This window comes from Microcoleus sp. AT9b-C3 (assembly GCF_036705485.1).
GTDB lineage: Bacteria > Cyanobacteriota > Cyanobacteriia > Cyanobacteriales > Microcoleaceae > Microcoleus.
In genome coordinates this window covers 142947-157923 of the sequence record NZ_JAUBUR010000015.1, presented here as the reverse complement: position 1 = coordinate 157923, position 14977 = coordinate 142947, and the positions used below count along the sequence as shown (strand labels likewise).

Annotated in this window: 15 protein-coding genes; 12 read left to right on the top strand and 3 right to left on the bottom strand. The window is 47.7% G+C overall.

The window, feature by feature from the left end; all coding sequences use genetic code 11:
- The first annotated feature begins 491 nt into the window (after positions 1 to 491).
- Positions 492 to 899, top strand: coding sequence for a 5-formyltetrahydrofolate cyclo-ligase (locus QUB77_RS15865; protein ID WP_333174566.1), 408 nt, complete (start codon positions 492 to 494; stop codon positions 897 to 899).
- 95 nt (positions 900 to 994) lie between these two features.
- Positions 995 to 1774: a fumarylacetoacetate hydrolase family protein gene (locus tag QUB77_RS15860; protein ID WP_333174322.1), complete on the top strand. Its 780-nt coding sequence runs from the start codon at positions 995 to 997 to the stop codon at positions 1772 to 1774.
- Between the two features lie 52 nt (positions 1775 to 1826).
- Here QUB77_RS15860 and QUB77_RS15855 read toward each other — a convergent pair whose 3' ends face one another.
- Positions 1827 to 2300 carry a Tic20 family protein gene (locus tag QUB77_RS15855; protein WP_333077581.1) on the bottom strand — a complete coding sequence of 158 codons (474 nt, stop codon included), beginning with the start codon at positions 2298 to 2300 and terminating at the stop codon, positions 1827 to 1829.
- 142 nt (positions 2301 to 2442) lie between these two features.
- A complete protein-coding gene (locus QUB77_RS15850; RefSeq protein ID WP_006631916.1) occupies positions 2443 to 2640 on the bottom strand; it encodes a hypothetical protein in 198 nt (65 codons plus the stop codon).
- Positions 2641 to 2808: 168 nt separating this feature from the next.
- Between QUB77_RS15850 and glyA the strand changes: the two genes are divergently transcribed.
- From glyA to QUB77_RS15810, 8 genes are all read left to right on the top strand, one after another.
- Positions 2809 to 4092, top strand: coding sequence for a serine hydroxymethyltransferase (gene glyA / locus QUB77_RS15845; RefSeq protein WP_333174326.1), 1284 nt, complete (start codon positions 2809 to 2811; stop codon positions 4090 to 4092).
- A gap of 454 nt (positions 4093 to 4546) precedes the next feature.
- Entirely contained in the window at positions 4547 to 5602 is a 1056-nt protein-coding gene (locus tag QUB77_RS15840) for an MraY family glycosyltransferase (protein WP_333174329.1), read from the top strand.
- 133 nt (positions 5603 to 5735) lie between these two features.
- Positions 5736 to 6992 (top strand): competence/damage-inducible protein A, encoded by a 1257-nt coding sequence (locus QUB77_RS15835; RefSeq protein ID WP_333174332.1) that lies wholly within the window; start codon positions 5736 to 5738, stop codon positions 6990 to 6992.
- Between the two features lie 299 nt (positions 6993 to 7291).
- Complete coding sequence (locus QUB77_RS15830) at positions 7292 to 7429, top strand: hypothetical protein (protein WP_333054680.1); 138 nt, start codon at positions 7292 to 7294, stop codon at positions 7427 to 7429.
- A gap of 105 nt (positions 7430 to 7534) precedes the next feature.
- Complete coding sequence (gene aroQ / locus QUB77_RS15825; protein WP_332983027.1) at positions 7535 to 7975, top strand: type II 3-dehydroquinate dehydratase; 441 nt, start codon at positions 7535 to 7537, stop codon at positions 7973 to 7975.
- Between the two features lie 174 nt (positions 7976 to 8149).
- Positions 8150 to 9298: an ADP-ribosylglycohydrolase family protein gene (locus QUB77_RS15820; protein ID WP_333174336.1), complete on the top strand. Its 1149-nt coding sequence runs from the start codon at positions 8150 to 8152 to the stop codon at positions 9296 to 9298.
- Between the two features lie 417 nt (positions 9299 to 9715).
- Positions 9716 to 12271: an HDIG domain-containing metalloprotein gene (locus QUB77_RS15815; protein ID WP_333174337.1), complete on the top strand. Its 2556-nt coding sequence runs from the start codon at positions 9716 to 9718 to the stop codon at positions 12269 to 12271.
- Between the two features lie 169 nt (positions 12272 to 12440).
- Positions 12441 to 12563 (top strand): hypothetical protein, encoded by a 123-nt coding sequence (locus tag QUB77_RS15810; protein ID WP_333174339.1) that lies wholly within the window; start codon positions 12441 to 12443, stop codon positions 12561 to 12563.
- 88 nt (positions 12564 to 12651) lie between these two features.
- Here the strand turns inward: QUB77_RS15810 and QUB77_RS15805 are convergent, their stop codons facing one another.
- Positions 12652 to 13569 (bottom strand): carbohydrate ABC transporter permease, encoded by a 918-nt coding sequence (locus tag QUB77_RS15805; RefSeq protein ID WP_333174342.1) that lies wholly within the window; start codon positions 13567 to 13569, stop codon positions 12652 to 12654.
- 15 nt (positions 13570 to 13584) lie between these two features.
- On the opposite strand from QUB77_RS15805, the gene rpsF reads away from it, so the two are divergent.
- Both rpsF and QUB77_RS15795 read left to right on the top strand, forming a co-directional pair.
- A complete protein-coding gene (gene rpsF, locus QUB77_RS15800) occupies positions 13585 to 13920 on the top strand; it encodes a 30S ribosomal protein S6 (RefSeq protein ID WP_015176119.1) in 336 nt (111 codons plus the stop codon).
- 825 nt (positions 13921 to 14745) lie between these two features.
- The gene (locus QUB77_RS15795) at positions 14746 to 14940 is read left to right on the top strand and encodes a hypothetical protein (protein ID WP_006631905.1); all 195 of its coding nucleotides are present in this window, start codon (positions 14746 to 14748) and stop codon (positions 14938 to 14940) included.
- Positions 14941 to 14977 lie beyond the last annotated feature (37 nt).

Here is a 14977-nt window from a genome sequence, read left to right as displayed (position 1 = left end):
TTTCTTGCACCCTTACTACTTTTTTGGTCGGAAAACCCATACACTGTTTACTTTTCTCACTGATTCAGCAAGCCCTACTTATTGCAATACTGCGGACTGTTTTTAAAGAGGGATGCGATGCCTTCGGCCTTCGCTAACCCAATAAAGCAGAGAAGCGAAAAAAGTGAGTGCAATCTGAACTCAACATGAACAGAAAAAAAGGCGCTCTTTTAGCAATAGTTCGGACAGTTTTTATATAGCCCAATGGCTTATGCTCGCTTGACTTTGAGCCACTGTGGATAATTAAATCAATGTCAGATCCATCCCTGACGTGACATTTAATTTGACTTTTTTATGATCCTTGCCCCGCGTAAGCTTGTAGTATCGTTCCCAAAACTGTGCGGAGTATTGGTAGCTGATAATTTCAAAAATACTATGCAAGTTGTTTTTGACGAATATTTGCCCAAATGGAATTATCGAGCCGTACCTCAACCTGAGTAATTGATTAAGTTATTTATTTTTCATTCCTAAGTCCCCTATTTGTAACTCCCCGCAAATGGGGATTTCCCCGCTGTGTCGGCAAAGAGCTATCCTGGCACATCTGGCAGCCCGGAGATGCTTTACATACTGGAGCTTATGGCATACTCAAACTACGGACGGATGCTCCTAAAATAGACCGCTCAGAAGTAGATTTAATGCTCGTACCCGCTGTAGGCTGCGATGTTCGCGGCTATCGCTGGGGCTACGGCGGCGACTATTACGACAGAATGCTCAGTTTAGCTGAGTGGGAATCAAAAGTTACGATCGCCACAATCTTTGAATTTGCTTTGGTCGCCCAGCTACCAGTTGACTCCTGGGATCTACCGCTGCACGGCATTTGTACAGAAAGCGGTTGCAAAATTGCACAGCGAGAATCTTAAACGGGCATAAACAAATTAATTTTCCGCAATTATGCCTATATCCTCTTAATCTAGAATCTAGAATCTAAAATCTAAAATCTAAAATCTAAAATAGTATGGCCCAGCGCTACGTTCGAGTAAAAACAACACAAGGACACATCCATTACGGTTTACTGCAACTGGGCCACAGCGTTCAAGTATTTGATGCACCGCCCTGGTTAAAAGGACAACCAACCGATTTGGAACTTTCACCAGATACTTACCAAATTCTCGCCCCGTGCTCTCCCTCAAAAATTGTAGCCGTAGGCAAAAATTATGTCGATCACGCCGCCGAGATGGGAACCCCAGTACCGGAAGAACCCCTGCTGTTTTTCAAGCCTCCGAGTGCTGTCATCCCTGGAGGTGCAGCGATTCGCTATCCGCAGCAGTCGGAAAGGGTAGACTACGAGGGAGAATTGGCCCTGGTAATTGGCGAACATTGTACCAACTGCACTCCCGAACAAGCACACAGCAAAATTTGGGGCTATACTATCGCCAACGACGTAACAGCCAGAGATTTGCAAAAGCGGGACAACCAGTGGGCGAGGGCCAAAGGGTTCGATACTTTTTGTCCCTTGGGGCCTTGGATTGTCCGCGAACTGAGTCCGGCTGCACAATTGCAGACTTTTGTCAATGAAAGCGAGCGACCGGTACAGTCATCCCAGATCGATCGCATGGTATTTTCCCCAGACTTTCTCGTCTCCTACATCAGTCAAGTAATGACCCTAATTCCAGGCGATGTGATACTGACTGGAACGCCGCAAGGAGTAGGGCCGCTACAAATAGGCGATCGAGTCCGCATTGAAATTGAAGGCATCGGCAGTCTTGAAAATACAGTAGTTATTAGTAATCGGTAATGGGTAATTGGTAATTATCACCAACAACTGTCAACTGCCAACTGCCAACTGACTAACGTACCTGCATATAAACAGCATCCGAAAGCGGAGGAATCTCTGCATAGCGTCCCAAAAGCGACTGCACGACTGCATAGACAAATGCAGCAAAAGCGCCCAAAAACACCATGTTATACAGAGTTTCCGCAATAAATGCGACTTGGACGCCGTTAGAAAAAATCGGCAAAACCAGACCACACAGCATCAAAACAATGTCTAAAAGAATTGCCTGCATCGCATTAAAACGAATGAAGTGACTGATGTTTTCGTTTCTAACTACTCCTAAATACAGGGCAAAGAAGATAATCAAGCTAGCAAATGGCAAACTATAAATTTGCATCAATGGAGCTAGCGGTATCAACAACAGTTGCAGGACAGGAAACTGTGTAAACAGAAACCTGCCAAAGGCAAGCCCGTCAACCAACGGGAGTAAATAAGGCAAAGAAGCAAAAATCCGGTCTGGAACAGTTGTAGATCCGCGCCAAGTCATAATGAACTCTCCTGAGTCGATCGATTAACTATGAATTCCATTAAACTCAGGATAACGCAGCAGCAGGGTTTGTGTTTCGACTCTGCCGGAACTTGCTTTTCACTCAGTGGGGAGCAGCCTCAACTACCAACGGCAGGCTTTCTTATTTAATATTGGCAATGACGAAGCCCATTTGACACTCGTACCGATCGGGCAAATTTTCCGTAGGTTTAGCAACTGGATGTCCACAGCGAAGCTCTCCACCACTCCAGCGCGGTTGGCCAGTGCGATCTGCCAGCAAACAACTTTGGCACACACACTGAGGGGCAAGCATCTGATTTTCCATTAAAATGACTAACATTTGATACCTCCGGCAGGTTTCACACCAGTAATTTCATTGTATGTCAGGAGTTGGGGACAAACCGCTTAACCTGAACACAACGTAATATTTATGTGAATCGTGCGAAATCCGTAGTACGGTATAAGATCCCCAATTCCCAATCCCAAATTTGTCAAGAGGTTGATTATTGTGACGGACACTAACTTAGAATTCCTTTCCAAAACCGATCCGCTGATTGCCGATTTAATCGGGCAAGAGCTCCAGCGGCAGCGAGACCACCTAGAACTCATCGCCAGCGAAAACTTTACCTCCGCAGCGGTAATGGCCGCTCAAGGCTCAGTGCTGACCAATAAATACGCCGAAGGACTGCCAGCGAAACGGTACTACGGTGGCTGCGAATTTATTGACGGCATCGAGCAAATTGCGATCGATCGCGCCAAACAGCTATTTGGAGCCGCTCACGCCAACGTCCAGCCCCACTCCGGCGCTCAAGCCAACTTTGCAGTGTTTTTGAGCTTGCTGGAACCCGGAGACGGAATTATGGGCATGGATTTGTCCCACGGCGGACACTTGACCCACGGTTCGCCGGTCAACGTATCCGGCAAATGGTTCAAAGCTTTTCACTACGGCGTCAGCCAAGAAACAGAACAGCTTGACTACGACGAAATTTTGGCACTGGCCAAAGAAAACCGACCGAAATTGCTAATTTGTGGCTATTCAGCATATTCGCGAATTATCGACTTTGAGAAGTTTAGAGCGATCGCCGACGAAATCGGAGCCTACCTGCTCGCTGACATCGCCCACATCGCCGGGTTAGTCGCCACAGGGCATCACCCCAACCCCCTCCCCCACTGTCACGCAGTCACCACCACCACTCACAAAACCCTGCGGGGGCCCCGTGGTGGCTTGATTATGACTAATGACCCGGAATTAGGTAAAAAATTTGACAAAGCAGTGTTCCCCGGCACTCAAGGTGGGCCATTAGAACACGTTATTGCGGGCAAAGCAGTAGCTTTCGGCGAAGCATTAAAGCCTGAATTTAAAACTTATTCCGGTCAAGTAATTGAAAATGCACGCGCTTTAGCGGAACGGTTGCAGCAGCGGGGTTTAAAACTCGTTTCCGGCGGCACAGACAATCACTTAATGCTAGTTGATTTGCGATCGGTAAACATGACAGGCAAACAAGCCGACCAATTAGTCAGCGGTGTGAATATTACTGCTAATAAAAATACCGTGCCTTTCGATCCGGCATCGCCCTTTGTCACCAGCGGTTTGAGACTCGGTTCGCCGGCGATGACCACCAGGGGAATGGGAGCAGCAGAATTTACCGAGATTGGCAATATTATTGCCGATCGCCTGCTAAATCCAGATGATGAAAGCGTCGCCGCTGACTGCCTGCGTCGAGTAGCAGCACTGTGCGATCGCTTCCCCTTATATCCCCACTTGTACTTGAAAGTGCCGGCATTAGCTTAATTTTCCTGATCGGCAATGGGAAATTGGTAGTTGGAAGTGTACGGGTAAAAGGGTAAAAGAGCAGGAAAAGATTGAGAGTTGCCGGTAGCGATATTGACAAGCGGTTTTCACCAAAAATATCGATCGCCAATACGGTTTTTAGTAAAGATATTTGTCTGGCGGGGCTAGTTTGACTAACGGTATTTGTAGGTTGCGAAAGATACCGCTCAACTGGACCCGTTCGCCAAATATCGACTTTTTTGCTCGCGAAAGAGTCGATATTTCAAATCGTGAATTCGAGAGTTATGAATGAAAAACCTGACAATTCGCCCCAGGGCAACTGCCATTGCGGCAAATCTCCGACTCCCAAACCCCCAGTCGCTCTTCAAGATGTTTCCTTGTTATAAGCCATCTGAAATGTAGTAGACTCTGCCTGACAGCCTAATTGCCCCGCACTATTTAAAATTGATTTCAGATGCCGTACCAGTATCTGTACCACATACTCGCTTTCCTGGTTTCTGCGATCATCGTCCTCTGGAGTACGCCAATAGTCAAAAAAATTGGTCTCAAAAGCGGGCGAGTCGATCGGCCAGGCGAGCGAAAAGTCCACAAGCGCCCTATGGTGCGCTTGGGAGGAGTGTCCATCTTTCTCGGCACTATCACTGCCCTCTTATTTGTCTGGCTCTCAGGAGGCTTCATCGATGCTAACGGACAAGTTCTCAATCCCAAAGACGAATACGAAATTTGGGGAGTCACCCTCGGCGGCATCGGATTCTTCCTCATCGGTTTAGCAGACGACCTATTTTCGCTCTCGGCGGTAAAACGCTTGCTCATGCAAATTGGCGTATCCAGCATCGTTTGGATGGCAGGCGTACAAATTGAGTTTCTCACAGTTCCCTCCCTGGGACTGACTAATATTGGCTGGCTGAGCTTGCCAATTACCGTGATTTGGCTCGTCGGCATGGCGAATGCCATCAACTGGATTGACGGTTTGGACGGTTTAGCTGCCGGAGTTTCAGGGATTGCAGCAGTTGTGATGTTAATTGTCAGTCTGGCGATGCACCAACCAGCGGCGGCCCTGATTGCAGCGGCTTTAGCTGGCGGGGCCTTGGGATTTCTGCGCTACAACTTCAATCCGGCTCAAATCTTTATGGGAGATGGCGGGGCTTATTTTATCGGGTTTACTCTCGCTGGAGTGGGAGTAATTGGGTTAGTTAAAACTACGGCTGTTACTTCTGTGTTGCTGCCATATTTAATTTTAGCTGTACCGATTTTAGATATGTCGGCGGTGATTCTCGATCGACTTCGCAACGGCAAGTCACCGTTTATTGCTGACAAGCGCCACCTTCACCACCGACTTCTACAAGCCGGACTATCCCATCGATTTGCGGTTTTATTTATTTACTCGCTGACACTGTGGGTGGGAAGTTTAGCCCTAGCTTTTTCGGTTCCCAGTGGCGTAATTTATGCTATGGGTGCGACAAGTTTGTTGGGATATGCTAGCTGGAAAGTTTGGAGACACGCTAGGTGAAGGAAGAAGGAAGAAGGAAGAAGGAAGAAGGAAGGAAGAAAATTAAATAATTTCTAATGCCCCATGCCCTATGCCCAATTCCCTAATTCCCCAATCTCAAATCCAAAATCTAAAATCTAAAATCTAAAATTGAATGGTTGCTGAAATTATTTGTGTTGGCACTGAATTGCTGTTAGGCGACATTCTTAATAGCAATGCCCAGTTTTTAGCCAAAGAATTAGCGAATCTGGGAATCCCTCACTACTATCAAACAGTGGTGGGGGACAATCCAGAACGTATCAAACAAGTGTTAGAAATCGCCGTCAGTCGATCGCAGCTTTTGCTCTTCACGGGAGGCCTGGGCCCCACACCAGACGACCTCACAGTCGAAACAATCGCCGATTTTTTTGGGGTTCCTCTCATCGAAAAGCCGGAAATTATCGCCGATATCGAATACAAATTTGCCCAGCGGGGACGCACCATGAGTCCCAGCAATCGCAAACAAGCTTTAATTCCAGAAACTGCGGACATTCTGCCAAACCGCAGCGGTTCGGCACCGGGGATTATTTGGCAGCCGGTTTCTAACGTGACAGTAATGACATTTCCCGGCGTACCGGCGGAAATGCACTTGATGTGGGAAGAAACCGCCGTTCCTTACCTGAAAAATGGCGGCTGGTGCAGCGAAACTATTTACAGCCGCATATTGAAATTTTGGGGCATTGCTGAGTCGGCATTGGCGGAAAAAGTAGATAGTTTTCTGAATTTAACTAATCCTACTGTGGCTCCCTACGCCAATCACGGCGAAGTCAAACTGCGGATTTCGGCCCGCGCGGAGTCGTCGGTGGCTGCTTCAAACTTGATTGAGCCGATCGAACAACAGTTGCTGCAGATTGCTGGTCTAGACTGTTACGGTGTCGATACCGATACCCTCGCCTCGACTGTCGGTAAATTACTGCTGTTGGCTGGCGAAACTCTTAGCGTGGCTGAATCCTGCACCGGAGGCGGGTTGGGAGCAATGCTGACCGGTGTTGCGGGGAGTTCGAGGTACTTTTTGGGCGGAATTATTTCTTACGACAATCGAATTAAGGAAGAATTATTAGGTGTTAATCCGCAAGATTTAGCCGAATTTGGGGCAGTCAGCCACCAAGTGGCAAAACAAATGGCTGCAGGAGTTCGCGCCAGCCTCAATACCAATTGGGGATTGAGCATTACAGGCGTCGCCGGGCCCGGAGGCGGCACAGATGCTAAACCTGTTGGACTGGTTTATGTTGGTTTAGCTGGGCCCCACGGCTCCGCAGAAAGTTTTGAATACCGCTTTGGCGATGCCAGAGGTCGCGATTGGATTCGGAATCTGAGTAGCTGTACGGCGCTCGATCGGCTCCGGCGTAAATTATTGTTGGCAAAAGCGTAGAAAAAATCCTACGATTGGTCAATTGTCAACAGTCAACCGTAAGCTTAAGCTTTATTTAACACTCTCTACTCCGATATAATTCGGCAATTTTCCTTTTCCCTCTTGATTATCTGTAAAGATTCGTTATGATAATAAGATAGGACTGATTGGCCAATATACTGACTCTCTCCATTGCTCAAAACAACCAGCAAGCGAGAAAGCAAGTTTGATCTTTGGTTTCAAAGTCGTGCTTGCTTATTTTCAGATATTTAGCCGTCGGTTTAGCAATCTAGACTATAAGAAAAGGAGCTATCCGTTCAATGGAAGACATTGAAAAGGTGCTGGAACAAATTAAAGAATGGGTTCGCAAGCTGATAGAAGGATTGCTGAATCCTGAAGCTCAACCGGAACTCGAACCGATTCGTATTCCTGTCAACCAACCGAGAAATCGCCGATAGTCGGGACTGGATTGGAAGTTTGAGCTTTGAGCTTTGAGGTTGGAGACTGGTTCTAAATACCATGTCAAAACTCTCCTAATTTTTGTTGCGCTGGAAATTTTAAAATTGTTAAATATCCTGGTACTTCACGGCCCTAATCTGAATCTATTGGGTCAGCGAGAACCTGGAGTTTATGGTTCTGCAACTTTAAATGATATCAACAAGTTGCTAGAACGAGAAGCGCAAGCCCTCCAGGTGAAAGTCTCAATTCAGCAGTCGAATCATGAAGGGGTATTGGTGGATGCAATTCACTCGATGTTAGGGCAGCACCAAGGCTTATTGATTAATGCTGGAGCTTATACTCATACGAGTGTCGCAATTAGAGACGCGATCGCCGCGGTGAATATCCCTGCGGTAGAAGTTCATCTGAGCAATATTTACCGACGGGAAGCTTTTCGCCACCACTCATTTATCGCAGCGGTGGCGATCGGGCAAATCAGCGGTTTTGGCTCAGAAAGTTATCGGCTGGGGCTGCAAGCTCTAGTGAGTTACCTGATTAAAAATTAAAAATTTACCGATTGTAGCGATCGGATGAGGGCAGGTTTTAGATGGAAAACCAGCCCTTATATGTTTGGGTTGAATTCAAATTAATCACAAGAGTTAGGCAAAGAAGCACACCAGAAAGAATTCTAAATTACCAATTACCAATTACCAATTACTAACAACTTGAGTTAAATTCAAATGCGGCATTCCCTGTTGAGCAAGTTTCAAGGAACCATCCTGGGCGCAGTTTTAGGAGACTCTATAGGGCTGGATTACCAGAGGCAACTCGTGGGTATTCCCCCCCAAAAAGAAGACTTGCAGCCGATTTTACAACTGACGAAACACCAACAATTGACCCTAAGAGGGGCAACATTGGCGTTGAATTCTGTTAACAGTAAAATCCCACGTGGCAAAGACTCATCCGCATCCGGGAGACTTGCGGTAGCGTGTGCTCAAAGTTTAATTCGGTGTAGGGGTTTAGATTTAAAAGATTGGCGCGATACTTGGGAAGCATTTGCCAAGTCGGAAATCTACCATCCCCGCAACAGTCAGTTTCCCACACTGCTTAACCCCGGTGAAGCTGCCGTTGCTGCGCTGCCATCCGCGATGTTTTTTCACGAAAATAAAGCCAAGCTGCGAGAAAAAATCATGCTGGCGATAGAGGTTTGGCACCACGAAAACCAGCCAGAATGGGAAACAGCAATTTTAGCAGTAGCATATACGATCGCCCGCTCGCTCAAAGAAAGACTTGACCCCGCGACAGCGATCGAGCAAACACTTGCTTACCTGAAAACAGATAATGCCTTAACAGAGCTGCTGCTGCAAGTGCAAATACTACTAGAAAAAGGAGCCGATTTAGAAACAGCCGCCACTCATCTGTGCAAAAGCGCCACAGCTTTGCGAGAAAGAGAGGGCGAAGGTGAAAAAAAATTACAAACCGAGTCAATTGTCAACCCTGAAAATTTCATTCCCATTGCCCTAGCTTTCTACTGCTTTTTGAACACCCCCGAAGACTTCCGCTTGTCAGTGGTGCGCGCTGCCCGCTGTGGTATAGCCGGACAAATAACCTGCGCTTTGACGGCAGCTTTGTCTGGAGCCTATAACGGCGTTGCTGCGATTCCTGTAGAATGGCGACAGGTATCTTCGACTGAGGTTAAACCGCAGCAGCTAGCCGAGGGCAGAGAACCCTCGCTTTGGGGAACGGGCAGCGATGCAAAAATTGTAGAGTTAGCAAATAACCTGTTTGCTGTTTGGGCGGGAGTTTACAGGCCCGATACGGGACTGGATTCCGCAGTGCTAGCCCGATCCGTGGCTGCACCTTATGTCATTAGACCTCGTAAAATATAAAGTTGGGAGTTTTTAACGGTAAGGGGAAACCAGAAATTAGCAATTAGCCATTAACAAGTCAAAAGCGAAAGTGGAAGGAGAGCGACAATTAAAGATTAAAAAGTGAAAAATTAAAGCGCACGCGCCTGCCCCAACGAGCCAGGTTTAAACGAGAATATGGGGTTGGGAAACGAAGAATCTACGGAGAAAGGGGTTTTTAGCCATCGCGCGCGAGTTCTGTTTAAGATAGACAAGGGAAGGAAAGAAGCTGCTTGCGTGGTTGGCCACCGTCCGGAAAGCCAACTTCTGGCTACAGTCAGGCAAAGTAGTCTGGGGGGTTGAATATTCAGCCAGGGTAGTTCGGATAAAATCAATCAAGATGCATAGTCAGAAATTCTGACAAAGCTGCTGGATAACAGTGATATATCTTCGACACAAATGAATACGCTCTCCTCATTGATGCGGCAGATTGAGCAGCTAGGGGCTGCGCGCTCACTGCGCCAACACATTGCTAAAGTGCAAAATGGCAGCAGCAAAGCAGATACCTCACGCGCTGGCGGGCCTCTCCTGAGCCGTTTGTCGCGCCCGAAATGGATTCTTCCCGAGACTTTTACTACTAGATTTACAAGTAAAACCTCCAAATCAAGCCTCAAAAATCAAGCTCGTTCCCCTATGTTGGCGCTGGTGGCGGTAGTTTCTCTAAGCAGCACTCTGGGCCACCGCTTCTACAACCAGCCGAAATTGGATGTAGGGACGAAAGCTCCTCAGACGATTAAGGCTCCTGATACTGCTAGTGTGCCCGATTACAAAACTACTGAAGAACAGCGGAAAGCAGCGCGGATCGGGGCTGTAGCAATATTAATGCTAGATCCTGCGGTCAATCGACAAATTTATCAAGAATTGCAACAATTTTTGCAGCAGGGGAGCGATCTACGGGAGGCGGTAGGGCCGTTTCCGTTTGCGCAATCTTCGGCGCTCTCACTTGCTGCACAGGTTTACTTGCGGGGCTGTCCCGAGTGGGAGTGGCGATCTATTTTGGCGCAAGCTAGGGAAAAAACTCCAACTTCCGATCGGTTGAGTTTGGATTCCCCCGGAGTTGGTGGGCAAACGGAGAACAAGTCTCAGCAGGATGCTATCGCTCAACTGCAAGCTTACAGCCGATCGGTCCGGGCAGCAGAGTTTCAAAGCCTGACAGACAGTATTTCCTCTGCTCGCCAGCGCTATCTCAATGCTGTGGAGGCGCTGGAAAAACCTTTGGTTTCCGGGTTCCCCCAGATATACGATACTTCGCTGTTTGATTTGTCGGATGCAGCTTGGCAGAAAACCCAAATCGGTATGAATCGCGCGGCAAAAAGGATGGTGGCTCAAGGTATCCCGCATGGGTTGCCAAAAGAGATTTTGAAAGAAGCCGTGAAGCTGCACGTTGCTGATGAAGTGCCGTTAGAGTCCCAAGCTTTGGCGGTGGAGGGTTTAGCAGCGATTTTGCAGCCAAATCTGGTGAGAGATCGCGAGGAAACCAAACAGCTAGCTGAATTAGCGGCGCAAAAAGTGAAACCTGTAATGATCGCAGTAGATCAGGACGAGATAATTGTTGCACAAGGACAAGAGATCTCGCAGCAAGATTTCGTGTTGCTGGACTATTTTGGTTTAAGCCGGCGGGGGGTGAATTGGCTGGGGCTGACGGGTTTTGTTTGTTTAGTCGCGGGGGCAATTGCGATCGTACTGCTGGTGGAAAGGCACTACCGCTTGCGCCGCAGAGATCATTTGCTATTGCTGCTGCTGACTTTGAGCGCGCCGGTGCTGGTGAGTTTGGGGCTGCCTTGGACGAGTTTGCCCGCGATCGGGATTTTAGCGGGCGGCTTCTACGGTTCGGCAGTGGGAGTGACTGTGGTGGGGCTGCTGTCGGCGCTGCTGCCCGTTGGCTTAAATGTAGACTTGATTCATTTGGTGGCTAGCGGGGCGGGGGGATTGCTGGGCGCTTTTATGGCCGGGCGGCTGCGATCGCGTGAGGAATTGGCTCTTTTGGGCTTGGCTGTTGGGTTGACTCAGGGCACGGTTTATCTGGTGGGGACTTTGATTGCCAGCGCCGCTGTCGGTGCGATTTGGTACGTCGTGCTCGGTACTGTGGGCGCGCAAAGTTTGGCCGGTTTGGCTTGGAGCGTTGTGGCGATCGGCATCAGCCCTTATTTGGAACACGTTTTTGACTTGATTACACCGATCCGGCTGGCGGAACTTGCCAATCCCAACCGCCCGCTGTTGAAGAAATTGGCTGCCGAGGTTCCGGGGACTTTTCAGCACACGCTATTTGTAGCGAGTTTGGCGGAGGCTGCGGCCCGGGAACTCGGCTGCAATGTTGAGCTGGTCAGAGCTGGTACATTATACCACGATATTGGAAAAATGCACGACCCGCTCGGATTTTGTGAAAATCAAATGGGTGGGGCCAACAAACACGATGAAATTAATGACCCTTGGGCGAGTGCGGAGATTATTAAAAAGCACGTTAGCGAGGGCTTGGTGATGGCGCGCAAACATCGATTGCCGAAGGCAATTCAGGCGTTTATTCCCGAGCACCAAGGTACAATGTTAATTGCTTACTTCTACCACCAAGCGCAGCAAATTGCTGCACAAGAAATAGAAGATTTAAAGGTTGCTTTGCCAGATGCGGATAATTCAAAGTTAACAATCGTAAGTCGCCAAGTGAGGGAGGAAGATTTTCGCTACGATGGGCCGATTCCGCAGTCGCGGGAAACCGGGATTTTGATGCTGGCGGATTCTTGCGAGGCTGCTTTGCGATCGCTCAAGGATGCTACTCATGAAGAGGCTTTGAATATGGTCAATAAGATTTTGAGAGCTCGCTGGCAGGATAATCAGTTGATTGATTCGGGTTTAACGCGGGAAGATATGTCTCTAATCGCGGAGATTTTTGTGCGGGTTTGGGAACAGTTCAATCACAAGCGGATTGCTTACCCTAGTGCAGTTTTCACTCCCAGGTAGGCGGAGATTTGTAGTTAGGACAAATCAGCTCGCATTTTAGTTGTGAATGAGATATCATTGCGATTGGCCCCCGCGAATAGCCATGCACTTCAGAATTGTCTCTGACAATTACCACAGGTTGTTTGATTCCTCAAAACTCCCAACAGTCGATATCTCTTTCGCCGGCTAGGTGCGATCGCAATTTTTGCTAGTCTTGGGCATCGATCGCATTTGCAAAAGCGATGATAATATCTACAACCGCAGCGCCGTCAACAATCCTGCGGATTTGGGGCAGTTCCTACATCACAAATAAATTTTGTGAGTTGTGAGTTGTGAGTTCAAAAGATTTTAATTTTTAACCGCAGATGAACGCGGATAAACGCCGATTTTTTGTGTTGATTCTATCCTTTGACTCCCGCCGCAGTTTCTGTTGGTACAATATATTTTTGCAATAGCAAAAATACTCCCAAAACTGGAACAATAGAAATAATAGAACCCGCCGCAACTAAACGCCAATCTAAAGAAAAAGTCCCGGCTAAATTGGCTACCCCTAAAGGTAAAGTGTAATATTCCGGTCTGTCTAAAACTAGCAGTGGCCACAGAAAGTCGCTCCAAGAACCGATAAATACGAAAATTCCTAGAGTGACTAAAGCTGGCTTAATTGCCGGAATCATAACGTGCCACCAAATGCCTAATTCGCTGCAGCCGTCGATGCGGGCGGCTTCTTCTAGTTCTTTGGGAACTGCTAGGAATGCTTGTCTTAATAAAAATATGCCGAAGGCTGAGGCTAGTCCGGGAAAGATTACGCCTAAATAGCTATTTTTTAGTCCGAGTTGTACTGTCAATATGTATAGGGGAATCATGACTATTTGGAAAGGAATCATGATTGTGGAAACGATCGTGATTAAGATGGCTTCGCGGCCGCGAAATTTGAGTCGGGCTAAGGGGTAAGCGGCGAGGGCGCAAAAGAAAACGTTGATGCTAACTGTGAGGGCGGCAATTAGGGTGCTGTTAAACAGGTAACTGCCGAAGGGGTTGGTTTGCCAAACTTTGATGAAGTTTTCGAGGGTTGGCTGTTGCGGCCACAGTTGCGGGGGAAATTGAAAGATGTTTTCGTTGGGGGATTTGAGGGAGGTACTGAGCAGCCACAGCAGGGGAAACAGCATTAAAAGTGCGATCGCGCTCATGATGCTGTACGTCCACAGGGTGTTCCACCGCGAGGGAGTGTGGTTTGGGGAATTTGGTTTTTTAGTTTTGAGTTTGTTCATTGTTGGGATATGATAATAAGTCCTTGCTTCGTGAGAAGCCTTGTTGTCCATAAGGGGATTATTGCCATGAAACCGTTTATTTACGAAACTATGTACATTCTGCGCCCTGATTTGGGTGAAGAAATGACAGACCAGGCGATCGCTAAATATCAAACTATTTTGCGCGATCAAGGTGCTGAAAACATCGAAACTCAGCACCGCGGCAAGCGCCGTTTGGCTTACGAAATCGGCAAGCACCGGGACGGAGTATACGTTCAAATGAACTATACAGCTCCGGGCGCTGCAATTTTTACCCTGGAGCGCGCGATGCGTCTGAGCGAAGAAGTGATTCGCTATTTGACAATCAAGCAAGATGTGCCAGATGCACCTGAAGCGGAAGCTGAAGCTGAAGTCGCCGAGTAGCATTCGTGTCAACTTAACGTCTTATGTACTACCAGTCTACTGTTTGACGATTAGGGCCGCTGATTCCCCGGCACGCATTTCTTAAGGGCTACCCTGTACAAACAACTTGAAAAACTAACCTCAGAGCCTTTAGCTCCCCGTGGCATCCTCCTGAAAAAGAGGCTAGGGGGATATCTGGAATTGTGGGTACAGCATAGTTTCTTAAGTGCGGGACTTGATGTTAATTGAAATTATAGGTGAATGGGCGATTGTTTTTCTAGGGGAGGACGATCGCTCTTTTTTGCGGCGAGGCTGCTGGGACTTAATCTATTTTTATCAAAAAAGAAAGCTCGCTGTTTGAGGAGGGCGAGGGCGATTCACTTAGCGCAACTCTATTATCTAGTTGACTACAAAAAACTTGACTATGCTTGAGCATAACTGCTTAATCATTGTCAATCTAATTGTGATTCGCTACTTATTAAATTTACTGTTAACTAAGCCAAATTCCACTTTCTTGAGCTCCAAAATTTTGCATCTATAACTCTGAACCAAACTATAAAGTTATTTTGGCCCTTGGCAATTAGGTAGCCGCTAAAATGTGGCTCTTAGAAGAGGAGTCTTGTCAAATTTTGCCCACGGCCGATCGAGGTTGGGCCTGAATCAACGAGCCAAAGCTCGATCGCACTCCCCGCAACCTCGATCGAGATTCTCGCCCCATAGCCCCATTGTAAAGTTTTGTTACAATTTTTAATTTGGTAGCTTTAGATACAGAATTGTCTGTTATAGTGATAGAAGAGAAGAAAAAACCAGCTCAACATTAATCTAAAGAATACGGAGGAACCCCCTATGTCTACCGAAAATCAAGCTCGCTCTCTGATGATGCGCCACCACCAACTGGTGAAGAACCGTCAGCAATCCATGCTCAACCGCACCGCCACCGAAGTCGGGATGGAAGATACGCACTACTGGGGCCACATTCAAGGCAAACCGCAGCCCAGCTTTCAAGCCAGTTACGATCGCAGCAACGCCACCATGAGCTAGGGCAAGCTCAATTTCCTCAATTGCCTACGCAGTTATT

What these genes read in the sequence shown, in the direction of transcription:
- QUB77_RS15860 (WP_333174322.1), top strand. Translation starts at nt 995, where the DNA reads ATGGCCCAGCGCTACGTTCGAGTAAAAACAACACAAGGACACATCCAT.
- QUB77_RS15855 (WP_333077581.1), bottom strand. Translation starts at nt 2,300, where the DNA reads ATGACTTGGCGCGGATCTACAACTGTTCCAGACCGGATTTTTGCTTCT.
- QUB77_RS15850 (WP_006631916.1), bottom strand. Translation starts at nt 2,640, where the DNA reads ATGTTAGTCATTTTAATGGAAAATCAGATGCTTGCCCCTCAGTGTGTG.
- QUB77_RS15840 (WP_333174329.1), top strand. Translation starts at nt 4,547, where the DNA reads ATGCCGTACCAGTATCTGTACCACATACTCGCTTTCCTGGTTTCTGCG.
- QUB77_RS15835 (WP_333174332.1), top strand. Translation starts at nt 5,736, where the DNA reads ATGGTTGCTGAAATTATTTGTGTTGGCACTGAATTGCTGTTAGGCGAC.
- QUB77_RS15830 (WP_333054680.1), top strand. Translation starts at nt 7,292, where the DNA reads ATGGAAGACATTGAAAAGGTGCTGGAACAAATTAAAGAATGGGTTCGC.
- QUB77_RS15820 (WP_333174336.1), top strand. Translation starts at nt 8,150, where the DNA reads ATGCGGCATTCCCTGTTGAGCAAGTTTCAAGGAACCATCCTGGGCGCA.
- QUB77_RS15815 (WP_333174337.1), top strand. Translation starts at nt 9,716, where the DNA reads ATGAATACGCTCTCCTCATTGATGCGGCAGATTGAGCAGCTAGGGGCT.
- QUB77_RS15805 (WP_333174342.1), bottom strand. Translation starts at nt 13,569, where the DNA reads ATGGACAACAAGGCTTCTCACGAAGCAAGGACTTATTATCATATCCCA.
- rpsF (WP_015176119.1), top strand. Translation starts at nt 13,585, where the DNA reads ATGAAACCGTTTATTTACGAAACTATGTACATTCTGCGCCCTGATTTG.
- QUB77_RS15795 (WP_006631905.1), top strand. Translation starts at nt 14,746, where the DNA reads ATGTCTACCGAAAATCAAGCTCGCTCTCTGATGATGCGCCACCACCAA.